The following is a 23,502-nucleotide window of genomic DNA, read 5'->3' as shown; positions in this document are numbered from 1 at the left end:
AGAGTCTCTAAAAGGCAAGTTTTAATGTATTATTGTCTCATGCAATTAACAAATTAACAAGGACAGTCGCTTAAAGTTGAATAATATAAACCACTGAACTAAGGTTAATCTATAACCATTATTCAGAGGTCTTATTATGACTACTGCCAGAAAGCAACTCATTAGCTTAGTTGATACCCCTTATTATCATTGTATTTCTCGTTGTGTTCGCCGCGCCTTTTTATGCGGTGAAGATAAAAACACAGGGGGAAATTTTGACCACAGACGCGGCTGGGTAGAGGATAAATTACTCAGCCTAAGTCAAGTGTTTGCTATTGATGTGTGCGCTTACGCTGTGATGAGTAATCACACGCACTTGGTACTTTTTGTTGATGAAGCCACAGCAAAAGGGTGGACAACAGTTGAAGTGCTTGATCGCTGGCATCAGTTATTTAAAGGTACGTTATTAACGCAAAAATATTGCCGAGGAGAAGAAGTCCCTGACTACCTTATGGCTTCTTTACTTGAAACGGTAGATGTTTATCGCAATCGTTTGATGGATATCAGCTGGTTTATGCGCATACTCAACCAAAGTATTGCGACACAAGCCAATCAAGAAGACAATTGCACAGGTCATTTTTGGGAAGGTCGTTTTAAATCACAAGCCTTATTAGATGAAGCCGCACTTGCTGCTTGTATGGCCTATGTAGACTTAAACCCTGTTAGAGCTAACATTGCCATAACTCCAGAAACATCCTCACATACCAGTGTAAAAGAGCGAGTAGCACAAGCTAAAAAAGCTAAACAACCCAAATTATTATTACCATTTGTAGGAAACCCACGTAAAGCAATGCCAAAAGGTTTACCGTTTGAGCTTAAAGATTACCTTGAATTAATTGAACTGACTGGTCGCTGTTTTCGTGAAGATAAAGCCGGTTATATTGAAGCAATTCAACCAGCTTTACTTAACCGCTTGAACATAAGTCCCGATAATTGGTTAACCTTGACAAAAGACTTTAGAAAGCTATTCCGTGGTGCGGTAGGACATAGTGATGTGTTAACTGATTACTGTGAACATAAAGGATTAAAGCGGCGAACTAATGTCAATTGCTGTGATAAACTATTGGCTTAACGGCTTAACGGCTTAACGACTTAATGACTTAACGTTTATCACTCCACTTATCTTAAAACAAAACATCAAGCCTGATGTCCTTGGTGTGTCTAAAAAACCGTGTTTTCTACTGTATTTTACAAATTTGGTAAGTATTATTCGCATACAGGATTTATTAGTAATCATTTGGCTTATTTTGAGTGGCTATTTAACTTGTGTTATTGTTTTTTTCTGGTTTACTTTATAAGCGAGTGTCCTAGTTTTCCAAAAGATCTTGACGGTAAACAGTTAAATGGAAAGGTTGATATCTTAGCATAATACGGCATATAACACATATGAGCCCATCTCGCGTCAATAGGCAATAGTGTTCTTTTAGCTACCGCTAGGTAGTTAATTGTTTTCAATCAGTAAATTCGTCTTCTTCGTTATGTCAGTTAGCCATTAAACGCTCGTTTACGGCAAACACATATTGAGGCTCTCTTAGTGTGTTCTCATCACTGCCTGCTTTTCCTTAATCCAGGGGCACTAGACATTCATCGGTTAACCTTTTGCTGGCACTATATTATGTTTACAGCGAGAAAGCAGTTAATTGACGCTAGTAAAAAAAGCGCTTTGATAAATATTATCAAAGCGCTTTTTAGTATGGGGTAATTAATGCTTTAAGCTTAAGCTAATCAACTTAAGGCAAATAACTCTTACCCATTAAATAAGTATCTACTTCACGTGCGCAACGTCGACCTTCGTCAATTGCCCATACAATTAAGCTTTGGCCACGACGACCATCACCAGCGGCAAATACGCCTTGCTTGCTAGTGGCAAACTTGTCGTAATCAGCAGCAATGTTAGAACGGTTATCTTGCTCTAGGCCAAATTGCTCAACTAAACCACCTTCAGGGCCCATAAAGCCCATGGCGATCAGGACGATATCAGCAGGAAGCACTTTTTCACTGCCAGCAACTTCTTGTGGGAACATTTGACCTTTGTCATTTTTCTCCCAGGTAATATCAACCGTATGAACCGCTTTTACATTGCCTTGTTCATCACCTTCAATTTTTTTAGTCATGACTAAATATTGACGCGGATCTTGACCTTGAATAGCAATGGCTTCTTTTTGACCGTAATCAACGAGCAAGCGTTTTGGCCATTGTGGCCAAGGATTCGTGGCTTCTTCACGTTTTTCAGGTGGACGAGGCATAATCTCTAATTGAATGGCGCTTGCACATTGATGGCGTAACGACGTACCAATACAGTCAGTACCGGTATCACCACCACCAATCACAACAACATTTTTACCTGCGGCATTAATGAACTTTCCATCTTTATGCTCACTATCAAGCAAACTTTTGGTATTGGCTTTCAAAAAATCCATAGCAAAATGAATACCATTAAGCTCACGGCCTTCAACAGGCAAATCACGAGGAACTGTGGCACCAATACATAACACTACGGCATCAAAGTCTTTTTCAAGTTGCTCAACGCTAATGTCTTTACCTACTTCTGTGTTGGTTACAAAAACAATACCTTCGTCAGCTAGTAAATCAACACGACGCTGTACTAATTCTTTTTGCAGCTTCATGTTTGGAATACCGTACATTAATAAACCACCGATTCTATCGGCACGTTCATAAACTGTTACCATATGACCCGCTTTGTTTAACTGTGCAGCAGCGGCAAGGCCTGCTGGTCCTGAACCAATAACAGCAACATTTTTACCTGTACGTGCAGAAGGTGGTTGTGCTACTACCCAACCTTCTTTAAATGCTTTATCAATAATTTCTTTTTCGTGAAGTTTGATTGTTACTGGGTCTTCATTAATTCCTAGTACACAAGCACCTTCACAAGGCGCTGGACAAACACGACCGGTAAATTCAGGGAAGTTATTGGTTTTATGCAATAACTCTACAGCATCTTTCCAGCGTCCACGGTAAACTAGATCATTCCACTCTGGAATGACGTTGTTTACTGGACAACCAGCAACAGCCGGAGCAAATTCAGATTTTGCTGATTGACAAAACGGTACACCACAATCCATACAACGAGAAGCTTGTTTCTCGACGTCTTTGAGTGGAATGTCTTCATATACTTCAAGCCAGTCAATTAAACGTTCGTCTGCTTTACGTTCAGTTGGCAAGGCACGACCTACGTTGATAAACCCTGTTGGATTTCCCATAATATATTCTCCTTGCAGCTTAAGCTTTTGCGCTAGCTATGTTGTTTAAATGGATATCGAAAGCTTTTACGGCAATGTCATATTCTGATTCAAAATTGCCGCTTGTGCGTACGTCATTCATGTAACCTTGCATTCGCTTGTAATCTACAGGCATTACTTTGACAAAATGTTTAACATTGTTGTTCCAGTTTTCTAATAATTCACTGGCAACATCTGAACCTGTTGCGTTAAAATGCTCGGTAATTAAGGCTTTTAATTCTGCGCTTTCTGCGTCAGTGTCAACGGTTTCTAAAGAGACCATTTCCATATTGCATTTAGGTGCGAAGTCTTTGTTTTTATCAAGAACATAAGCGACACCACCAGACATACCAGCGGCAAAGTTGCGCCCCGTACTTCCTAGAATAACTGCTTTACCGCCAGTCATGTATTCGCAACCGTGATCGCCTACACCTTCAACTACGGCTGTTGCACCAGAGTTACGCACACAGAAACGTTCACCAGCTACACCACGAATAAAGGCAGTACCAGAAGTAGCACCAAAGAAAGCTACGTTACCAATAAGGATGTTTTCACTTGCTGAGAATTTAGCTTGTTTGCTTGGATAAACAACTAAGTTAGCGCCAGATAAACCTTTACCAAAGTAATCGTTTGCATCACCTTCGAGCTCAAAACGTAAACCTTTGGCTGAGAAACAACCAAAGCTTTGGCCAGCTGAGCCGTTAAATTTCACTTTAATCGTGTTTTCAGGTAAGCCTTCTGCTTGGTACTTTTTAGATATTTCATTAGAAATCATTGCACCAACAGTTCTGTCAGTGTTAATTACGTCATATTCAAGTTCAACACTCTGTTGTGAGTCAAGCGCCGCTTGTGCATCTTTAATCATATTACGATCGATAATATCGTCAATTAAATGTTTTTGCGCAATTGATTGATACAGTGTTTCACTTTCGTCACTTTCTGCTTTGTGTAGTAGTGGTGATAAGTCAATACCTTTGTATTTCCAGTGATCTACATCGCTGCGTGGTTTCAAACATTGCGTTTGACCAACCATTTCATCAATACTCTTAAAGCCAAGTTCTGCCATAATCTCACGTAACCCTTCAGCCATCATAGTGAAGAAGTTAACTAAAATATCAGCACGGCCAGTAAACTTATCACGTAAGCCTTTATCTTGTGTTGCAATACCAACAGGACAAGTATTTAAATGACATTTGCGCATCATAATACAACCTTCAACTACTAGTGCTGTTGTTGCCATACCATATTCTTCTGCGCCAAGTAAAGTCGCAATAGCTAAATCGCGTGGCGTTTTTAGTTGGCCATCAGTTTGTACGGTGATACGGCTACGTAATTTGTTGCGTACTAAGGTTTGATGCGTTTCAGCTAGACCAAGTTCCCACGGTAAGCCTGTGTGTTTAATTGAACTTAATGGTGATGCACCTGTGCCACCATCGTGGCCTGCAATTAATACCACATCAGCGTAGGCTTTAGAGACACCCGAAGCGATTGTACCAACGCCTGCTTCTGATACTAATTTAACGTTAACACGTGCTTCACGGTTAGCATTTTTAAGATCAAAAATAAGTTGTGATAAATCTTCTATAGAATAAATATCATGGTGTGGTGGTGGTGAAATTAATCCTACACCTGGTGTTGAGCCACGAGTTTTACCAATCCACGCGTCTACTTTATCACCAGGAAGTTGACCACCTTCACCTGGTTTTGCACCTTGTGCCATTTTAATTTGTAGTTCGTCTGCATTGGCTAAGTAATGACTGGTAACGCCAAAACGGCCTGACGCAACTTGTTTAATGCGCGAGTTCATTGAATCGCCATTTTCTAATGGTGTAAAACGAATAGGATCTTCACCACCTTCACCACTGTTACTCTTACCACCAATACGGTTCATGGCAATAGCTAATGTAGTATGAGCTTCCCATGATATTGAACCAAAAGACATGGCACCTGATGCAAATCGTTTGAAAATGTTTTCAATTGGCTCAACTTCGCTAATGTCAATTGCAGGGCGATCGCTATTTAATTCAAGCAAACCACGCAAGGTAAATGCTTCTTTAGATTGCTCATCAACAGTTTTTGTATATTGTTTAAATTGATTTGTATCGTTACTTGCCGTTGAATGCTGTAATAAGCGAATAACTGTTGGGCTAAATAAATGACGTTCTCCATCATTTCTCCATGAATATTCACCACCTGTTGGTAATAAATTTTCAATAGCAATACGGTCTGCTTCTGGGAAGCCTTCACGATGACGTAATAATGCTTCTTGGGCGATTTGGTCTAAACTTAACCCTTCAATTCTACTTACTGTACCTGTAAAATATTCATCTATAACATCTGAATTAATACCTAAAGCTTCAAAAATTTGTGCGCCTAAATATGACTGTAATGTTGAAATACCCATTTTAGAGAAGGTTTTCAATAAACCACTGCCAACAGCTTTTGTGTATTTATCTGTTATTTGATCATTTGTTAATTTAGTATCAAGTACACCTTCGTCGCGCAAAGCAAACATACTTTCAAGTGCTAAATAAGGGTTTACTGCGGCAGCACCGTAACCGATAACCGTTGCAAAATGATGAGTTTCACGTACATCAGCTGATTCTAAAATAATATCAGCGTAAGAACGTAATTTTTCACGAATCAAATAATGGTGAACAGCTGCTGTTGCTAATACAGAAGGGATAGCAACATGATCACTGTCTACTTCGCGATCACTTAATATTAAAATTGAATACCCATCTTCAACCGCATTTTTTGCGTATAAGCAAATACGGTCAAGAGCTTTTTTAAGCGCTCCAGCACCGCCATTTGCCTTAAATGTAATACTAATAGTTTTTGATTGCAGATGATCATTATCAATGTGTTGTAACTTACGTAGATCTTCGTTAGTCAACACAGGTTGATCAATTTCAACTTTATGGCAGTGTGCCGCTGTTTCTTCTAATAAATTTAAAGATTTACCAATATAACCACGTAGCGACATAACCAATTCTTCACGAATTGGATCAATAGGAGGATTAGTTACCTGTGCAAATAATTGCTTAAAGTAATGTGATAGTTGTTGTGGGCGATGTGATAACACAGCTAACGGCGTATCGGTACCCATGGCGCCCAATGGCTCTTTTGATGTACCAACCATACCTGCAAGTATTAAGTTAAGATCTTCATTCGTATAACCAAACGCTTTTTGTATTTTACGTAACTCTGCTAATGGTGGTTGCGCAATAGAAGCAGTTGGCACGGGTAACTGATTCAACTCTATTTTATTTTGTGCTATCCACTGTCCGTAAGGTTGTGCTGAGCTGACTTGTTTTTTAACTTCGTCATCACTAATGATACGACCTTGCTCTAAATCAGCAATAAAGATTTTGCCGGGTTGCAAGCGGCCTTTTTCAACGACAGTTGATTGATCAACACATAAGGTACCTGTTTCTGAACCCATAACTAAGGTGCCATCTTCAGTTAATAAATAACGAGAAGGGCGTAAGCCGTTGCGATCGAGTGTTGCGCCAATAACATTACCATCAGAAAAAGATAATGAAGCGGGGCCGTCCCACGGTTCCATAATACACGCATAGTACTCGTAAAAGGCACGTTTGGTGGCATCCATATCTGTTTGGGTTTGCCATGCTTCTGGCACCATCATCATCATAACTTGTGCTAATGAACGACCACTAAGCACTAACAACTCAATTGCCATATCAAGGTTGGCAGAATCAGAATTGTCATTATTACAAATTGGGTTTAACATTTTTAATTCAGCATCGCTGAAATTAACAGACTTAAATAATGCTTCACGGGCATTCATCCAGTTAATATTGCCACGTACGGTGTTAATTTCACCGTTATGAGCTATATAACGAAATGGTTGCGCACGACGCCAAGCTGGGAACGTGTTTGTTGAGAAGCGAGAATGGAACATCGCCATACCTGAGATAGTACGTTCGTCTTGAAGGTCAAGATAATACTGACGAACTTGCTCAGTGGTAAATTGCCCTTTATATACTATTTTAGTTGATGACATAGAAGTAACGTAAAACTCGTCACGTTCTTTAGCAATAGTGGCATTAATTTTATGTGAGGTATATTTACGTAGTACAAATAATTTGCGCTCAAACTCTTGTGCATTTAATTCTGTTGGTTTGGCAATAAATACTTGTTCAATATTTGGCTCGCTTTCAAATGAAGCAGCACCTAGCATTGAGTTGTCGCCAGGCACATTACGGTAACCTATTAATGTTAAACCTAGTTCGATAATATTTTGGTTTAAAATGTCTCTACAGGCTTCACCTTGCGCTTTATCGCGTGGAAAGAAAATCATACCTACGCCGTAATCGCCAGCATTGGGTAGGTTAAGCCCTATGGCTGCAGTTTCTTGGCTTAAAAAATCGTGTGGGATTTGAATAAGTATACCCGCGCCGTCACCACTTTTGACGTCAAAGCCAGTACCACCACGATGTTCCATGCAGCTCAACATAGTAAGTGCGTTTTCAATAATATCGTGAGATTTTTTACCTTTTAGGTTGGCAACAAAGCCAATACCGCAACTATCATGTTCAAATTCGGCGCGGTAAAGGCCTTGTGATTTTTTGCTCATATTATTCATTGGTTATTCCTATTTCATCAACTATGTTATTAGCTATATTATTTGCTAATTTAAGCTGTCTATTTTTAATGCCAAACTGTACGCTGCTGATCCTTCAGAATATTATTATTTATAGCTTCTTGAGCATTAAACACCAGACTTCTACTGAGTCTTTATGAGGTGGCATGCTATTAATGAAAATCATTATTTAAAGCGGTCGGCAAAATTACCCGTAAAAAGAGGTTGAGTCAATGTTTTTGTGAATATATATGCATATTATTTGAATATATACAGCGAAAAATAATTATTAAAAATAATTTTATTTAGTACTTATTAGCGCTAAATGTTTCTTTATTATTGAAAAAACAGACACAAAAAAAGCCGCTACATTACTGCAGAGACTTTTAAAAAAGAGGCTAACAGCTCAATTACTTATTGGCAGATTTTTATGGTTGGTAGCCATCAACAACACCTTTGGTGGTTATACTAACCGCATCATGGGCATGTAAAGATTCAAGATGGTTTATTTTGAGCCAAAAATCATCATATTCTTGGGCTTGATTCATACAGTATTGTAAACGACGTGCTGCATCTTCACAAAACATCAGGTTTTGCCCGTTTAAACGGGCGAATTCTTGTTCATCTTCACGTTTTACTGCCGCTTGTACAGGCGTTTGTAAAGCACCTTCAATTAAATCCACTAAGTTGGTAATAGGAAAATTACTGATATTATTGTTAAGCTTAACTTTTACTTCAGCTACAGAGCGTTGAGAATGCGGTGTTGCAACAATTCCGTCAGTTGTGCCAAGCCATTCATGAATTGTGTCTAAATTAAGGCTTTCATTGGTAAATTTTTGCTGAAATGCTTGTTGAATTAGCTGTCGAGCTAAAGCAGCAGAACATGGGCATGTAGATGAATAACGCACATCAATAGCCATTTCTATTGCCAGTTTACCCTGATTTAAATGACCAGTTAGCGTGATAGGGTATGCTTTCCACCCTTCTTTACCGCTGATTAAAGACTTTCTACGTAAGTGATATTCAAAGTTAAATGTTACTTTGGCTTGATCACTTAAATCATTATGGCTGCTAATAAAACCATCAAGTAAAGTCACTAAGCTTTGATAATTTAGTACGTTACTGGTTGATAGTTCATCTAGAAGTAAGTAAAGGCGTGACATATGAATGCCTTTTGCTTGGGCTTCTTTGAGGTTTACAAACGCATTTACATGCGCTGAAACCATACGCTCACTTTCACCTTTTGAGGCGACCATTATGGGCATTTCAATATTGCTCATACCAACCCAGTCCAGTGTTCCCTCGGTTTGTGCAGTGGTGTGATTGGCAATATCAGGCATCATTGTCGTCATTATGACTCCGCTTTTAAGCTATAGGTACTTAACAAAGGCTGCGCGATGATAGCTAATTAACCGCGCAACAAGTAAATTCAAGGTCGCGTATTCTATCTCATTTTTTAACCTCATACTACTTCAATATTTTACATCGTTTATGGGGTGCATCGTGAGAAAATTTTAACCTTGCACGTCAATAGGGTAGTGGTTTTCTCAGTGGAGGGGATTTTCCTTGTTGTTGTCAGGCAGCTGTCACGTCAATATTCATCTTTGTTTTTGTTTGATAGTTCAGTAAAATCGTTAGCTTTAAAATGTTTTGTAAAGGTTAATGATGAAACGTGTTGTTTTATATATTTCAGATAAATGTCCTCATTGTCGTGAAGCTCAAAAATACTTAGATGATAATGGTATTAAATACAGATTAATCAATGCCAAAATGCAGCGCGGTAGAAAAGAGCTTGATGCTATAGGGGCTCGCTCTGTACCAGCTTTAAAAATTGGTAATGAAGTCATGATTGGCTGGAATTTAGCAAATTTTAAGAAACTCTATGGCACAGGTTAAGCATCAAAGTATCATTTTATCAGCAGCTAAGCATTTGTTACGCGCATAATTTGATTGCTAACATCAATTAAATGACCTGTTTTAAGCCATATTTTAGCGCCTTCTTTACCTGCTTTAGCGTTAATTTTGCTATTTACAGGCACGCGTATCCAGCTATGCTGGGTTAACATATCAGTCTGTTCAGTTAGTGAACCTGATAATACAAATAGCTCTGCACCATTTGTTACAGTAAGTGTTATCTCTGCTTCAGGTTTAAAGTGCAATATACTCACTTCTTCAATAGTATCCTTATACAAAGGGGTAATATGTATTCCCTTAAAGTTTGCCGGTGAAACACTGCCCATAAAATTTGTTTGTAACCGAACGTGCGTTCTATCATCGGGTTGAAATTGCCATAACTTTACTAACATAGTACAACCAGTATCTGAACTTGGTTGGTGCTTCGACTGTGGTGGGTTTCTTATATAAGAACCCGCAGGAAAGTTACCATGTTCGTCTTGAAATACACCATCAAGCACAATAAATTCTTCGCCACCAGTGTGAACATGAGGTGAAAATTTACTGCCAGGTGCATATCGTACTATGGTTGTTGCACGTGCAACTTCAGCACCTACTCTATCAAGTGGTTTTCTATGTACCCCAGGCATGGGGGATTCAATCCATTCAAGGGGTTCACTATGCACAACAACGCGTTGACTAAAATCGGCCGCAATTTTCATTTTTGGTTCCTCAATCAGGTGAATAAAAGAGGCTGACAAACTATCAACCTTTTTAATGTTTTTATATTAACGATTAAGTCATATGGAAGAAACAAAGTTTATTGCCATCTAAGTCATAAACATATGAACCGTAGAAGAAATCAAAACGTTGCCCAGGTTCGCCTGCATCAGTAGCACCTAATTCAATTGCTTTACTGTAAAGCGCTTGTGCACCTTCAATCGATCCACCAGGAATTGCAACTTGTTGACCATTTCCACAACTTTGTTCTTCATTGTTATGGGGCGTACATACAGCTAACATTGCACCACCTGCCTCTGTACCATAAAATTTAATTCTATCCATTTCCATTACTCTTTTACCTCCTATTAGAGTAAGTAAAGCATCGTAAAAAGAAACCGCATTGTCTAGGTTTTTTGAACCGATAGTAGTGTATCCAATCATTATTAGTACCTTAATTTTATCAAATGAATTTTGAAATATATCCATAGGTTTTAATTGAGTGACCTGAGTAATATATTTGTTTTCTAACGAACGAATATTAAGCTACCTATCGATAGGTAGTCAACAAGTTTGTTTGAATTTCTTTTGCGTAATAATTTAAAAAACACAGATATAATATAGATAAACAATGATTTTTTATTGTCGTTCACAATGAAAAATTGAAACTAGGGTAGGAGAGGTAAACAAGTATTTATGTGTTATTCAATGTTTTTTTGTGATGCTGTATCGCGTTATTATCTTGATTGTTCTAATGAAATTCGGGTAATTAATGGGTTTTTACTAAAAGTGATATGCCTTGTAATGGGCTATCTAGTGTTAGATAATTGCCCGTCCAGTATAGGATTATGATCATGAGCAAAAAAGAAGAACTGTTAAAAGTCGCTGAAAATAAAGTACGTAAAGGCGGTTATAACAATTTCAGTTTTAGAGAAATTGCCAACGAAGTTGGAATTAAAAGTGCTAGTGTGCATTATCACTTTCCGACTAAAGCTGATTTAGGCGCTGAGTTAGCACATCAATATACTGACGCTTTTTTAGCGGCATTAGGTGATGTAGACGACATTAAAGCAAGAGGCGAAAATCCAATTGATATTTATACAAAAATTTTCAAAGGTGCTTTGTTGACTGACGATAAAATGTGTTTATGTGGGTTATTAGGTGCTCAAAATGAAAGTTTGCCAGAGAAAGTTCAAGTTGAAGTAAAGCGATTTTTTGTTAAAAATTTAGCATGGTTAAATGCGGCACATACTGCTAATGGTGAAGTTAATCCTTCGCATTCTGCAATAACCACGGTTAGCATACTTGAAGGTGCAATGATGATTAGCAAAGCATTGAATGACCATAGTTACTTTACTCTTGCTACTCAAAAGTGACATCTATAATTATTTATCATGGTTATCTGGGGGACAGTATTTAGTCTTTGTTCGTTTTTATGTAGATAAGGGCTTACGTAAACAGTAGTAGGTATATTTTACACTATTAAACAAATTTCGGGTTGATCCAACACTAAATTCTTTATGTCTACGATTCTCCCAACAACACTATATTTTTTGGATGAAAGTACGTTATTTGAACAATGTTTCTACGTTGGTATACCCCTTCTTACCAGTGGTGTTAACGTCATTAATTTGGTGCTACAGAGAAAAATTGTTAAACTGCATTGGAAATAATGACTTAATCAATTTAGGGTCATGTATAGGTTATGTGTATATAGGTCATTTTATGAATGAAAGTAATGAGTTGATAGAGTTAGATGTTGATCTTCTTAATGAGTATGCCCAAAGTTTAGGTTATCCCATTGTTAAGAAAATGTTTTCTTTGTATGAACAACAAGTAATGATTTATTTGCAAGAGATAGAAGAATCTCTATGTAGTGGTAATGTGAAATTATGGCAAGATCGTTGTCATAAAATGAAGGGGGCTGCGGGTAGTGTTGGTTTGAAAGCTTTATATACTCGACTGAAAAATATGGAAAAAACAAATGCAAACAAAGAGGGAAGGGCACAACAGTTAGCAGAGCTTAATATGCATAATAAACAAGCTATGGCTGAGTTTATGCATTGGTTAGCAAGTTTATAATGCGTTGATTACATTGATTACATTGATTACATTGTAACTGCGTTAGGTTACTCTGATTGCCCAACAAAGCGATAACCTTCACCGTGTATGGTATTAATTAATTCTGGCGTACTAATATCTGATTCAAAATGTTTGCGTAGTCGCCTGATAGTGACATCAACGGTTCTATCGTTGCTACGTAAATCACGTCCGGTCATTTCTTTAATCAAGGCTTGTCTAGACACAATATTACCTTGATTTTTAATCAGTAAACGTAATGCGCGATATTCTCCACGAGGAATTGCAATAATGTTACCGCTAGGGCTTGTCATTTCTCGAGAGTTACCATTTAATGTCCATCCATTGAAATTAACGATTGCTTGTATCGATTCACTATCATTTTCTGCTTTGTTCTTTCCTATTCGGCTTAATATATTGCGAGCTCTGATGGTCAATTCTCTTGGATTAAAAGGTTTGGTCAAATAATCGTCAGCACCAATTTCAAGCCCTAAAATTTTATCAATATCGCTATCACGACCCGTAAGAAATATTAAGCCTAAATTTTTGTTTCTAGCGAGTTCTCTACCAAGTAATAGTCCATTTTTTCCAGGAAGATTAATATCCATTATAACAAGGTTTATCTCATGCTGGCCAAGCATTGCCGCCATTGTTTCCCCATCAGTCGCTTCAACGACTTTATAGCCTTCAGCTTCAAATAAGTTACGCAGGTTAAAACGGGTGACATCTTCATCTTCTACAATAAGGACTTGGTAATTATCCATGCTATTTCCGTAAGTTTTTGTTGTTTTTCTCTAGCAAAAAATAAATTATTTATTTAAATTATAGTGTTAATTCATGCTGGAAATTTATTTAACATCTCGTTAACCATGGTAACTAAGTCTGAATTAAATAACAATTACATTACTTAATATTAGTGGAATTTAATGGTGATAACTTACTACTGCGAAACAAGTGATGCAGGAAAGGTTATGTTAAATGTGGTGCCTAACGCTGCGCTACTTTCAAAGTCTATGTGCCCATTTAATGCTTGGGTTACTATATTATAAACTAGATGAAGCCCTAGGCCGCTGCCACCACTACCGCGCTTAGTTGTGGTAAAAGGAGCAAAAACTTTTGTTTTAATGCTTTCATTAATACCTATTCCATCGTCTTTGTAGCAAATATGCACTTGGTTACTTAAAAATATAACATTAATATCTATTGTGCCATTTGGTTTATTTTCAAAGCCATGAATAAGAGAGTTTAGAATTAGGTTCATCAATACTTGGTTAATAGGCCCTGGTTTACTTTCAATAATAAGATGTTCAGGGCAGTCAACAACAAGTTCAATATGTTGTTTAGTGAGTTTTCCTTTTAATGTTATTGATACTTCGTCAATTAATTCTTTAACATTAAATACACGTATGTCGATACTTGATTGGTCAACAGCTACTTTTTTAAAACTAGAAATTAATTTAGCAGCGCGTTCCAAGTTTCTATAAATTATTCCTATATTTTCCTCTCCTTGATTTAAGAACTTTTTCAATTGACTTGATTTTAAAGATTTATTTTCAAAAGCCTGTTTAATTTCAGTGAGGCGATCACTCATTAATGATGAGGCAGTAACTCCTAGCCCAATAGGCGTGTTGACTTCGTGAGCAATACCAGCCACCATATCGCCTAGAGAAGCCATTTTTTCAGTTTCAACTAGTTGTCCTTGAAATTGATGAAGTTTTTCTAATGTTGATAGCAGTTCTTGGTTTGATTCTTTTAAAGCATCTGTTCTTGTTTGAACTTTTATTTCTAAATTTTGATTTTTTAAAAGTATTTGTTGGTATTTTTCATTTTCTTTGTTGAGATGTCTTGCTGTTTTATTGAATAAAAAATTAATGTTTTGGGCTAAAATATCAAATTCAATAAGTGGCAGTGTTTTAATTGTGTGATGATATTTTTTACTGTGAGATACTGTTTGTATTGACTCTATTAGTGTCGTGATTGGTTGATTAATTTTCTTGTTGATTATATGTGCTAAGAGTGCAAAGAGTGTTAACCCCAATAAAAGTAGCAGTACAGCATCAAATATTAATTCACGACTAAAAGCATCAATATACTTTGTACTTATTTGAATATACAGATAGCCGTATATCGTTTGATTTTGTTCAATTTTAATGATCACTTCTAAATGATTTTTTTGGTATTTAAATGATGATAATTCTGGTATTTGAGCTATTTTATCGGGTATAGATGGATAATAAATGTTTTTATTAAAACCCGTAAAGAAAGTTATTCTATCGTCTTTCAATTTTTTATAAATGTGAATGTAACTGATATCAGTTAGAGAAACTAATTTTTTCAGTTCGGCATTGAGTGCATCGTTATCATTTTTAAGTAAATAGTTAACGCTTACCTGCGCTAAAATATTTGCCCATGCGAGTGTGTTTCTCTCTAAACTCGACTTTTCTTGTGTTTCAGCGATGTAGATAGTACTAACCAAAATGAGCGTTAATACAAAAAAAGCCCCTCCCAGAATTGAGCTAAATAAAAACTTTTGATTAGACATTAATTTGATTTTTTTATTCATAATGTCACCATCGCTGAAAAATATAAATATATCAAGTTTGCTTCACTGTATTTAGTTCAATTGACTGTAATAAATAGTAAAACCCTGCTTGCTGGTAAGGTTGTCTGTTTTACCAATGTGTTGTTGCATGATGGGTTGATACTGTAAAAAACTATTGGCGACTATGGTGATATTGCTTTGAGGTGCCATGTAGTGGCTAATGCCTTTTAAAAACTCTTCTGTTGCTTGATAGCTGGTTTTTGTTCCTTGGTGAAAAGGAGGGTTGGAAACAATATGTTGATAGTGATCTTTAACCATGGATAAGCTATTTGAGGGAAAAACATTACCTGATAAATTATTTAGAGCAAGTGTTTCTTCCGCTGACCTTATTGCTAAAGCACTCACATCAAGTAAGGATAAGTGTGTGTTAGGGTGTTTTTTACCTATAAAGCAACTGATCACCCCAGCACCACAGCCAAAATCTAATACTTTTCCTTGCATTACTTCTGGTAAGTTGTTTAACAGTAAAGCGGTTCCAACATCGAGTTTTTTCTGGCTGAAAACACCGGGAAGGGAAGCGACGGTTAAGGTTACATTGCTCACAGATAGTTGATATTTTTTAAACCAGTTATCAATATTGAATGCTTTATTTAGGCTGTCAGATTTAACAATGCCGGCAAAAACTAAACAGTGGCGAGCCGCATCAATCTTTTGGCAGTGTTGTAAAAAATTTTGTGCTAATTTAGGACTTGATTGCACCCCCCCTTTTTTCTCGCCTACGAGTATTATTTTAGCGCTTTCAAGTAAGTAAGGAGCAATCATTGCGAAAGTGAAAGTTAATTCGTCTTTACTTTTTGGAAAGTTGATGATGACTAAGTCATGTTTTAGGTCACTTTGATATTCACTGTTAAATTGTGAAGCAACGCGAGCACTGTACTTGTTATTAATTGCCATGTGGTCAATATAATTGGTGTTATAACAACTAATTGTTGCATTAGGGTTTTCATCTAAATAACGGTCGATGAAGCCATCTGCCGTTAAATTTATAAACAATGGGGTGTTAGCAGATAATAGCGCACCATTACGCAATAATACTTGGCTGATATTTGACGTTGGCATGAATGGGTATAATAGTGAATATGATAGAAGATAGTATTCTACTGAATAACCTGTTGAATTCAACTTTTAGAGACGTTCAATATTGACAAAAAAGTGCTTGAAGTGTTTTAATAGCCGCGTCCCTAATTATAACTTTGTGGTTTTTTTATTCCGCGAAGTTCTAAAGGGGCCAGAAGAGGAGCATTAACCAGGTAACTACTGTTGCAATATTTATTGCCCAGAGATCAAACTCTGATAACAGTAGTAAGGGGGATTAATGCCGAGATAATTATTTATTTGATGAAATAGTTATCGGTTGCTTGGGCTGAATCCCAACAACTGTCACTGATATTAGCTTACCCAGTGTAGGTTATAATTGAGTGGAGAGCTTCTGGCCTTTGCATAAAAGCCAGTAAACACCCTGTTTACAAAAATACCGTGGTATTTTTATTTGGTTTTTAGTGAATGCCGTTAAGTTCTCCGAACTAATATGTACTGTGCGCAGTACAATCATTAATGAGTTCGAGAGCAATGAATAATACATCATCTATAAACATAAATTCCCAAAGTATTGGTAGTCAAAGTAATGCTGTGCGCAGTATTGAGGACTTTCCATTATGGACAGCGTTAGTTACGCCTTTTCTTGAAAATAATCACATTGATTTTACTAGTTTAAAAAATATTGCAACTGCGCAAGCGCAAGCAGGTAATGCTTTATTGCTACTAGGCAGTACAGGGGAAGGTTTAGCATTAACCAATGCTGAGCAGTTAAGTATTGTGGAGTTTGTATGTGGCTTACAGCTAAATGTGCCAATAATGGTTGCTGTGGGAGGCTACAATTTACCAGAACAAGTCAATTGGATTCAGCAATGTAATGAGTTTAATATCGACTGTTTTTTACTGGGTACGCCTGTTTATGCGAAACCAGGTGTTGTTGGTCAAACGCAGTGGTTTGAGGCGTTATTAGACGCGGCAAAATACCCTTGTATGCTTTACAACGTACCTTCTCGCAGTGGTGTGGCAATTCCTGTAGAAACAGTTAAAAGCTTACAGAATCATCCTAATTTTTGGGCTATGAAAGAGGCGAGTGGCGATCTCACTCAGTTTTTGAATTATCGTGAGTCTTGTCCCAATATTGAATTATACAGTGGTGAAGATGCTATGTTACCGTATTTAGTACCTGCAGGCGTTAAAGGCTTGGTTTCTGTGTGTGCTAATGCTTGGCCACAAGCTACTCAAAGCTACGTACAGTTATGTTTAGCTGGTAAAACTGAAAATATGTTTCCCCTGTGGAATAACGCTGTAGCAGCGCTTTTTTGTGTTGCTAACCCCATTCCTGTGAAAGTGTTAATGCAGCAACAACACAATATTCAGACACCAGTATTACGTGCACCACTTACCCACTTAGAATTATCTGATAGCAGTGTGTTATTAGGTTTTGACGAACAAATTAATCAATGGTTAACGCAGGTTAGCCAATCTTCTTTTATAAATATACATGAAAACAGGAATATTGCATGAACTGGCAAGATGTTATAGCACAGTTAGAAACAGGCGCATTACGCGCAGCAAATCAAGACGAAAATGGCAATTGGTATGCTAATGTTGAAGTAAAGCAAGGTATTTTAGCTGCGTTTAAAGCAGGGAAAAATATTAGTTTTGAAGATAATTATTTAGGCTTTGTTGATAAAGACAATTTACCCGCTCGCCAATTTTCACCCGAAGATGGTGTGCGTTTAGTCCCTGGCGGATCTTCTGTTCGCGCAGGTGCTTATGTTGCCGAAGGCGTTATTATTATGCCACCAGCTTATATTAATGTTGGTGCTTATGTTGATAGTGGCACAATGGTAGACAGCCATGCTTTAATTGGCTCATGTGCACAAGTTGGTCGTAATGTGCATGTGTCTGCCGCAGTACAAATTGGTGGTGTATTAGAGCCTATTGGTGCTAGCCCTGTCATTATTGAAGATAATGCCTTTTTAAGTGCAGGTGTTGTAATAGTTGAAGGTATTGTGGTGAAAAAGGGCGCTGTTTTAGCCCCTGGCGTTACGTTATCTAAATCAGTTCCTGTGTATGATTGTGTTAATGAAGTGATGCGTGAAAAAGGCGCTGAAATTCCTGAGAATGCTATTGTAGTGCCAGGTACACGCCCTGTTAAAGGCGAATGGGCAAAAGCACAGGGCTTGAGTATGGCTTGTGCTTTAATTGTAAAATATCGAGACGAGCAAAGTGATGCCGCACTCGAGTTAGAGTCAATTTTGAGATAAGCATTATGACTAAACCCGTTTGGTTCGACTCCTCTATTGAAAGTGCATTACTAGCGCATCAGTCGCCAGAAGATGAGCAAGGTTATTTTGTTTATCAACTTGATGCCTTAAAACAACACCTTGCTAAATTACAGCAGCAAGATGTGATTAAGCTGTGGTTTGCTGTGAAAGCTAACCCCTTATCAAAAATAATTCAAACTCTTGATAGTGAAGGTTTTAATTTTGATGTGGCTAGTTCAGGTGAATTATCGCAAGTGTTAGCACAAGGAATTAATCCTAATCGAATACTTAATACTGGACCAGCTAAATCCAAAAAACAGCTGAGGGCATTCTTAAGGCAAGGGGTTGCTACGTTTGTTGTTGAAAGTTTAAACCAATTAACTTGGCTTAATGAAATTGTTCAGGATGAACATTTTGGGAAGCCAACGGTGTTATTGCGAGTACAGCTACAATGGCCTGACGGTGAAAAAAACCCTTTAGGGGGAAATAGTTTAACGCCTTTTGGTTTGTCAGTACAAGAATGGCAAAGCGTACAGGTGAGTGATTATTCCGCTTTAAATATTTGCGGTTTACATATTTTTCAATGGGGCAATATGCTCAGTAATGAAAAAATGTATTCTTTGTGGAGACAAATGGTGGCACCGCTAACCCAACTTGCCACTGATATTGGTATGGATCTGAAGGTTTTAGATTTGGGTGGTGGTTTAGGAATTGACTACCTTAGGGAAGGAAAAACCTTAACTTGGCAGCAAATTATTTGTGATTTAGCCGATATTAAATCTCAAGCTGGTGTTGATGAACTTTGGTTAGAATTAGGGCGCTTTGCGGTAGCAGAGTGTGGTTATTATGTTGTGCCTGTGGTTGATAGAAAAATAAATTATGGTCAAGAACAACTCGTGTTGGCTGCGGGCATTAACCATATTATTCGCCCAGCAATTACAGAACAACCTTTTCCAGTGACTTTACTTCGTCAGTCAGACCAAGCTGAGCAATATTTTGATATTCATGGCCCACTATGTACTAGTATGGATAAGCTAGGTCATTTACCATTGCCTTCAGATGTTCAGATAGGTGATGAATTAGTTTTTGGTTACTGTGGTGCATATGGATTTACTGAAAGTATGCCATTCTTTTTATGCCATCAATTGGCGGCGGAATATGTTGTACAAAAAGGTGAATTAGTTGAAATTAGAGCGGCTAAGCCAGCGAGTAGTTATTTAGCGTAAATCTAGCGTAAATTTATTTTATGTAAAGTAGATTACCTTTTGTTTGAGAGATGAAAGATGAGAGAAAATATGAATAACTTCGAGACTAATACCTTTGAAAAAAGCATTATGCATATGGGTGAAATGGCTAGTGGTGCTAAACTGACAGTACCCGTTTACTCTTTTGACATTGAACCAACAGGCCAAAATGCTTGTCTGAAAAGTAAAGTACCTAATGTGTATATTCAAGCTAATATGCATGGCGCAGAAGTACAAGGTAATGCCGTAATTTTTCAGTTACTCGAATTATTAAAAAATTGCAATATTCAAAGTAATATAACGCTAGTGCCTTATGCTAATCCCGTTGCTTGTAATCATAAAAATGGTGAATATACACTAGGTCGGTTTGACCCCATAACTGGCGTTAATTGGAACCGTATGTATCATTTTGATGAAACAGTGATAGCACCTTTTGCAGAGCAAAATATTGATGCTACAGACGATGAAATACAGGCCAATTTTCAACAATTATTACTAGCACAAATTGAGCAAAAACTTGATCATAACATTTGGGGGCTAACGACAGGGCAGCGTATTGCTTATCAACTGCAACGTATGGCACACCAAGCTGATTTGGTACTTGATTTACACACGGGTCCTATTTCGAGCAAACACTTATATTGTCCTGAATATGCCAAGGCAAGTGCAAGCTATTTTGATATTCCTCACACATTATTAATTCCTAATGATTTTGGTGGTGCGATGGATGAGTCAACCTTTTGTCCGTGGTGGAGTTTACAAGAAGCGTATAAAAAACTAGGCAGAAATTTTGTTATGGGTGAAGGCATATTTGCGAAAGAAAGTTTTACCGTTGAGCTAGGGTCTCAAGAGCAAATTGACTTAGCAGTAGCACACAAGGATGCTTTAAGTATTTTAAGTTATTTGCAATATAAAGGTGTTATTACACAAGAAGATGATAAATCTACTGCTTCACAAATCACTTCACAATATAAGCAACCTAATGGTTATTTTCCTCAAAAAATGACACGGTATGCTTGTTATTTAGATGACTACAAAGCCTTATATTCGCCAATGGGGGGGATGGTAGATTATTTAGCTGAATTTGGTAAACCCTTGCCAGCAGGCGAGCCATTAGCGCGTATTTTACGTATGGATAATTACGGTGATGGCGATCCTTTACACAATGTTTATTTAGACCGTGATGTGATCCCCATTTTGCATTTTGCCTCCGCCAGTGTAAATCAAGGCACAGAGTTGTATAAGGTTTTTTGCAATTACTTTGAGCTATAATACTGATATTAGTTGATAACTTACTTTCTATCCCGTTTTTTGTATAAGGTACGTTGATGATAAGCGTCTATTTATTTGACTGGGGAGATACCTTGATGGTTGATTTCCCTGATAGTACTGGCAAAATGTGTGAATGGGAAACTGTTCAGGCGGTTTCGGGTGCTAAAGAAGCTTTAGCTACATTATCTAAAACTGCACAAGTGTATATTGCTACAGGTGCAGTTGACTCAACTGAATTAGAAATACAACAAGCCTTTAAGCGCGTAGGTTTAAGTCAATTCATATCTGGATATTTTTGTAAGGCTAATACAGGGATATCAAAGGGCACACCTCAATTTCTTAATACTATTATTGGTAAATTAAACGTATTACCTGTTAATGTGGCTATGGTGGGAGATAGTTTTGAAAAAGATATTAAACCTGCCGTAGCTTTTGGTATTCAAGCTATTTGGTTTTCCAAAAATAATACAGAACCAGTTCCTGATAATGTTAAAGTAATAAAGCAGTTAAGTGAATTGTACTGATAACAGTTGCTTCAACTGGTTTGATTGCATTTTAGGGAGAAGAATTTTGAGCACTAAAGACGAAATTATAAATTTCATGAAAACAGATTTTCCACAAGCTAAATGCATAATTGAACAAGTGGGAAATCAATCATCAGTTGTAAAACACCCCGTTGGCTTTGATGAATTACGGCCAGGTGGCACTGTTTCAGGACCTGTTTTAATGGCTGTGGCAGACTATGCGTTATATGTTGCTATTTTAGGTGAACTAGGTCTTGTTGTGCTTACGGTAACCACCAGTATGACAATTAACTTTATGCGAAAGCCGTCATCAGAAAAGGCTATTATTGGTGAATGCAAATTATTAAAGGTGGGTAGAACCCTAGTTGTTGGAGAAGTTTCATTATATTCAGAAGGTGACCCTAAACCTGTAGCGCATGTTGTTGGTACGTACTCTGTTCCGCAGTCTGCCTAATACTATACACGGTATAAAGTATGCATTGTTTTACGATCCAATTAATTTCTACACTCGTATATAAAAGGTGCTTAACTTGCAGCATTCATTACTACTAGATAAATATTTAGTGTCACTACAGGCGTTAAAAGGGGGAGAAAAAGCACCTGTACTTGATCTTGCCTGCGGTAATGGTCGAAATGGCTTATATTTAATTGAAAACAATATTAATGTCACTTTTGCAGATGTGAATAGCGAATCTCTTGAGCAAGTCAACCAATCGGTAAAAAAGTTAGCAACAGATAAGCAAACACTAGCAAACATTTGGCACGTAGATTTTGAGCAAAGCAATGCAGTGTCATTAGACACCGTACCAACTATCATCACACCATTAAAAAATAAATTGTTTAGCGCAGTTATTGTTTTTCGCTATTTACACCGACCTTTATTTGAACAAATTAAAGCAGCAATAATGCCTGGTGGTATGATTATTTATGAAACATTTATCGAGCAACAAGCGCAATTCGGACGCCCTAAAAATACTAATTTTTTATTAAAAACAGGTGAATTAACTACTACTTTTTCTGGTTGGAAAATAGTGCATAGTTTTGAAGGAGTTGTTGATGTTCCTACACAAGAGCATACCAAACAAGCTATTGCACAAATAGTTGCTATAAAGCCAGATTAGCAGTTGGGTATTTTGTGTTTGTTTTTTGTACATCTTTTATTTTTATTTAAATATCATCAAGCATTATGTTTGATATAGATCAATATTAGCTTCTTTTTATACTCATAACTCGTTAAAATGCCCCCTTTATAATTTATAGGAGTGTAAATAGGCATGTCACACGAAGAAGACTTTAAAGATACTACCGGCGCAGGCCAGATTTTATTAATAATAGTAGCATTAATTGCTTGTCCTTTATTGCCAATGTTAATGGGTTGGTTCACTCTACTTAGCTAACACGCGACATCTTTATATAACGACACGCTCTGAGGTGGGTAGCAAGCTTTATAACTTACTTTCCTTTTAATTAATATTTGTCGTGAATTCAATAAAGAATATACTTTATCAAACGTTAAGACTTATTACTCAATAACTAGCTTGTATTAGGTTAATACCAATTGCATTAATTAAGTTCCCACCTTTATCCAGTCTCTAGAGCATAATTTGATCACTCTAGAGGCATCAGATATAAAACGATTCCAAGCTCTACTGCATTCATCAACAATATCGTCATAGCCCTTGAAACATCTATTGGCGAGTTCATTTTGGCGTAGCCATTGCCAAACTTGCTCTATAGGATTTAACTCTGGTGAATAGGGAGGCAACTTTATGATGGATAGATTATCGAACTTATCCGTTAAATGATATTGATGCCAAGCGGCACCATCGACAACGATAACTGCATGGCGCCCCTCTGGGACTTTTTTTGATATTAACGCTAGGTGCTTTTCCATTACATCCATATTCATGCATGGTGCTATCAATGCTTCAGTGTCACCTGTTGCTGGACACACAGCACCAAACAGATAGGCGTATTCA

At 37.3% G+C, this 23,502-nt stretch carries 21 protein-coding genes and 1 riboswitch; of the genes, 12 read left to right on the top strand and 9 right to left on the bottom strand.

All coding sequences use genetic code 11. The features are described 5' to 3' along the window. Window positions 1–136 precede the first annotated feature (136 nt). Window positions 137–1,111: a transposase gene (locus ACE1OF_RS07585; RefSeq protein ID WP_448893678.1), complete on the top strand. Its 975-nt coding sequence runs from the start codon at window positions 137–139 to the stop codon at window positions 1,109–1,111. Window positions 1,112–1,769: 658 nt separating this feature from the next. Here the strand turns inward: ACE1OF_RS07585 and ACE1OF_RS07580 are convergent. The 3 genes from ACE1OF_RS07580 to folE2 all read right to left on the bottom strand — a co-directional run bounded on the left by ACE1OF_RS07580 (window position 1,770) and on the right by folE2 (window position 9,236). Beyond that, window positions 1,770–3,260, bottom strand: coding sequence for a glutamate synthase subunit beta (locus tag ACE1OF_RS07580; protein ID WP_448893677.1), 1,491 nt, complete (start codon window positions 3,258–3,260; stop codon window positions 1,770–1,772). Window positions 3,261–3,279: 19 nt separating this feature from the next. Further along, window positions 3,280–7,887, bottom strand: coding sequence for a glutamate synthase large subunit (gene gltB, locus ACE1OF_RS07575; RefSeq protein ID WP_448893676.1), 4,608 nt, complete (start codon window positions 7,885–7,887; stop codon window positions 3,280–3,282). Window positions 7,888–8,312: 425 nt separating this feature from the next. Beyond that, the gene (gene folE2, locus ACE1OF_RS07570) at window positions 8,313–9,236 is read right to left on the bottom strand and encodes a GTP cyclohydrolase FolE2 (protein ID WP_448893675.1); all 924 of its coding nucleotides are present in this window, start codon (window positions 9,234–9,236) and stop codon (window positions 8,313–8,315) included. Between the two features lie 310 nt (window positions 9,237–9,546). Between folE2 and ACE1OF_RS07565 the strand changes: the two genes are divergently transcribed. After that, a complete protein-coding gene (locus tag ACE1OF_RS07565) occupies window positions 9,547–9,780 on the top strand; it encodes a glutaredoxin family protein (protein WP_448893674.1) in 234 nt (77 codons plus the stop codon). Between the two features lie 26 nt (window positions 9,781–9,806). Here ACE1OF_RS07565 and ACE1OF_RS07560 read toward each other — a convergent pair whose 3' ends face one another. Then, the gene (locus ACE1OF_RS07560; RefSeq protein ID WP_448893673.1) at window positions 9,807–10,499 is read right to left on the bottom strand and encodes a cupin domain-containing protein; all 693 of its coding nucleotides are present in this window, start codon (window positions 10,497–10,499) and stop codon (window positions 9,807–9,809) included. 73 nt (window positions 10,500–10,572) lie between these two features. Continuing rightward, window positions 10,573–10,941, bottom strand: a complete 369-nt coding sequence (locus tag ACE1OF_RS07555) for a VOC family protein (RefSeq protein WP_448893672.1) — start codon at window positions 10,939–10,941, stop codon at window positions 10,573–10,575. 410 nt (window positions 10,942–11,351) lie between these two features. Here ACE1OF_RS07555 and ACE1OF_RS07550 point away from each other — a divergent pair, with 410 nt between their 5' ends. Together ACE1OF_RS07550 and ACE1OF_RS07545 are read left to right on the top strand one after the other, a co-directional pair. Next, window positions 11,352–11,873 (top strand): TetR/AcrR family transcriptional regulator, encoded by a 522-nt coding sequence (locus ACE1OF_RS07550; protein ID WP_242284290.1) that lies wholly within the window; start codon window positions 11,352–11,354, stop codon window positions 11,871–11,873. 349 nt (window positions 11,874–12,222) lie between these two features. After that, window positions 12,223–12,579, top strand: a complete 357-nt coding sequence (locus ACE1OF_RS07545; protein ID WP_448893671.1) for an Hpt domain-containing protein — start codon at window positions 12,223–12,225, stop codon at window positions 12,577–12,579. A gap of 47 nt (window positions 12,580–12,626) precedes the next feature. On the opposite strand, the gene arcA is transcribed toward ACE1OF_RS07545, so the two are convergent. The 3 genes from arcA to ACE1OF_RS07530 all read right to left on the bottom strand — a co-directional run bounded on the left by arcA (window position 12,627) and on the right by ACE1OF_RS07530 (window position 16,237). Further along, window positions 12,627–13,340, bottom strand: a complete 714-nt coding sequence (arcA, locus tag ACE1OF_RS07540) for a two-component system response regulator ArcA (protein WP_448893669.1) — start codon at window positions 13,338–13,340, stop codon at window positions 12,627–12,629. Between the two features lie 176 nt (window positions 13,341–13,516). Next, window positions 13,517–15,139 carry a sensor histidine kinase gene (locus ACE1OF_RS07535; RefSeq protein ID WP_448893668.1) on the bottom strand — a complete coding sequence of 541 codons (1,623 nt, stop codon included), beginning with the start codon at window positions 15,137–15,139 and terminating at the stop codon, window positions 13,517–13,519. A 51-nt stretch (window positions 15,140–15,190) separates the two neighbouring features. Beyond that, entirely contained in the window at window positions 15,191–16,237 is a 1,047-nt protein-coding gene (locus ACE1OF_RS07530) for a methyltransferase (RefSeq protein ID WP_448893667.1), read from the bottom strand. A 165-nt stretch (window positions 16,238–16,402) separates the two neighbouring features. After that, a riboswitch (Lysine riboswitch) is annotated at window positions 16,403–16,615 on the top strand. 132 nt (window positions 16,616–16,747) lie between these two features. On the opposite strand from ACE1OF_RS07530, the gene dapA reads away from it, so the two are divergent. From dapA to ACE1OF_RS07490, 8 genes are all read left to right on the top strand, one after another. Continuing rightward, entirely contained in the window at window positions 16,748–17,737 is a 990-nt protein-coding gene (gene dapA, locus ACE1OF_RS07525) for a 4-hydroxy-tetrahydrodipicolinate synthase (protein WP_448893666.1), read from the top strand. Then, window positions 17,734–18,483 carry a 2,3,4,5-tetrahydropyridine-2,6-dicarboxylate N-succinyltransferase gene (locus ACE1OF_RS07520; protein ID WP_448893665.1) on the top strand — a complete coding sequence of 250 codons (750 nt, stop codon included), beginning with the start codon at window positions 17,734–17,736 and terminating at the stop codon, window positions 18,481–18,483. The genes dapA and ACE1OF_RS07520 overlap by 4 nt, the downstream gene beginning before the upstream one ends. A 5-nt stretch (window positions 18,484–18,488) precedes the next feature. Beyond that, entirely contained in the window at window positions 18,489–19,709 is a 1,221-nt protein-coding gene (locus ACE1OF_RS07515; protein ID WP_448893664.1) for a PLP-dependent decarboxylase, read from the top strand. Window positions 19,710–19,778: 69 nt separating this feature from the next. Beyond that, a complete protein-coding gene (locus ACE1OF_RS07510) occupies window positions 19,779–20,999 on the top strand; it encodes a succinylglutamate desuccinylase/aspartoacylase family protein (RefSeq protein WP_448893663.1) in 1,221 nt (406 codons plus the stop codon). A 56-nt stretch (window positions 21,000–21,055) separates the two neighbouring features. Next, complete coding sequence (locus tag ACE1OF_RS07505; protein WP_448893662.1) at window positions 21,056–21,523, top strand: HAD family hydrolase; 468 nt, start codon at window positions 21,056–21,058, stop codon at window positions 21,521–21,523. A 46-nt stretch (window positions 21,524–21,569) separates the two neighbouring features. Then, complete coding sequence (locus ACE1OF_RS07500) at window positions 21,570–21,977, top strand: PaaI family thioesterase (protein ID WP_448893660.1); 408 nt, start codon at window positions 21,570–21,572, stop codon at window positions 21,975–21,977. Between the two features lie 76 nt (window positions 21,978–22,053). After that, window positions 22,054–22,644 (top strand): methyltransferase domain-containing protein, encoded by a 591-nt coding sequence (locus ACE1OF_RS07495; RefSeq protein ID WP_448893659.1) that lies wholly within the window; start codon window positions 22,054–22,056, stop codon window positions 22,642–22,644. A 153-nt stretch (window positions 22,645–22,797) separates the two neighbouring features. Continuing rightward, complete coding sequence (locus ACE1OF_RS07490; protein ID WP_448893657.1) at window positions 22,798–22,920, top strand: hypothetical protein; 123 nt, start codon at window positions 22,798–22,800, stop codon at window positions 22,918–22,920. 170 nt (window positions 22,921–23,090) lie between these two features. On the opposite strand, the gene ACE1OF_RS07485 is transcribed toward ACE1OF_RS07490, so the two are convergent. Next, window positions 23,091–23,502 (bottom strand): IS630 family transposase (locus ACE1OF_RS07485; protein ID WP_448893656.1); only part of this gene is annotated, 412 nt, incomplete at its 5' end.

The sequence above is a fragment of the Colwellia sp. E150_009 genome, from assembly GCF_053543955.1.
The sequence above is the reverse complement of the archived record's forward strand: the minus strand, read 5'-3'. Positions and strand labels throughout refer to the sequence as shown.

Excerpts from the sequence above, each read along its gene's own strand:
- ACE1OF_RS07585 (WP_448893678.1), top strand. The coding sequence starts at position 137 with ATGACTACTGCCAGAAAGCAACTCATTAGCTTAGTTGATACCCCTTAT.
- ACE1OF_RS07580 (WP_448893677.1), bottom strand. The coding sequence starts at position 3,260 with ATGGGAAATCCAACAGGGTTTATCAACGTAGGTCGTGCCTTGCCAACT.
- gltB (WP_448893676.1), bottom strand. The coding sequence starts at position 7,887 with ATGAATAATATGAGCAAAAAATCACAAGGCCTTTACCGCGCCGAATTT.
- folE2 (WP_448893675.1), bottom strand. The coding sequence starts at position 9,236 with ATGACGACAATGATGCCTGATATTGCCAATCACACCACTGCACAAACC.
- ACE1OF_RS07565 (WP_448893674.1), top strand. The coding sequence starts at position 9,547 with ATGATGAAACGTGTTGTTTTATATATTTCAGATAAATGTCCTCATTGT.
- ACE1OF_RS07560 (WP_448893673.1), bottom strand. The coding sequence starts at position 10,499 with ATGAAAATTGCGGCCGATTTTAGTCAACGCGTTGTTGTGCATAGTGAA.
- ACE1OF_RS07555 (WP_448893672.1), bottom strand. The coding sequence starts at position 10,941 with ATGATTGGATACACTACTATCGGTTCAAAAAACCTAGACAATGCGGTT.
- ACE1OF_RS07550 (WP_242284290.1), top strand. The coding sequence starts at position 11,352 with ATGAGCAAAAAAGAAGAACTGTTAAAAGTCGCTGAAAATAAAGTACGT.
- ACE1OF_RS07545 (WP_448893671.1), top strand. The coding sequence starts at position 12,223 with ATGAATGAAAGTAATGAGTTGATAGAGTTAGATGTTGATCTTCTTAAT.
- arcA (WP_448893669.1), bottom strand. The coding sequence starts at position 13,340 with ATGGATAATTACCAAGTCCTTATTGTAGAAGATGAAGATGTCACCCGT.
- ACE1OF_RS07535 (WP_448893668.1), bottom strand. The coding sequence starts at position 15,139 with ATGAATAAAAAAATCAAATTAATGTCTAATCAAAAGTTTTTATTTAGC.
- ACE1OF_RS07530 (WP_448893667.1), bottom strand. The coding sequence starts at position 16,237 with ATGCCAACGTCAAATATCAGCCAAGTATTATTGCGTAATGGTGCGCTA.
- dapA (WP_448893666.1), top strand. The coding sequence starts at position 16,748 with ATGAATAATACATCATCTATAAACATAAATTCCCAAAGTATTGGTAGT.
- ACE1OF_RS07520 (WP_448893665.1), top strand. The coding sequence starts at position 17,734 with ATGAACTGGCAAGATGTTATAGCACAGTTAGAAACAGGCGCATTACGC.
- ACE1OF_RS07515 (WP_448893664.1), top strand. The coding sequence starts at position 18,489 with ATGACTAAACCCGTTTGGTTCGACTCCTCTATTGAAAGTGCATTACTA.
- ACE1OF_RS07510 (WP_448893663.1), top strand. The coding sequence starts at position 19,779 with ATGAATAACTTCGAGACTAATACCTTTGAAAAAAGCATTATGCATATG.
- ACE1OF_RS07505 (WP_448893662.1), top strand. The coding sequence starts at position 21,056 with ATGATAAGCGTCTATTTATTTGACTGGGGAGATACCTTGATGGTTGAT.
- ACE1OF_RS07490 (WP_448893657.1), top strand. The coding sequence starts at position 22,798 with ATGTCACACGAAGAAGACTTTAAAGATACTACCGGCGCAGGCCAGATT.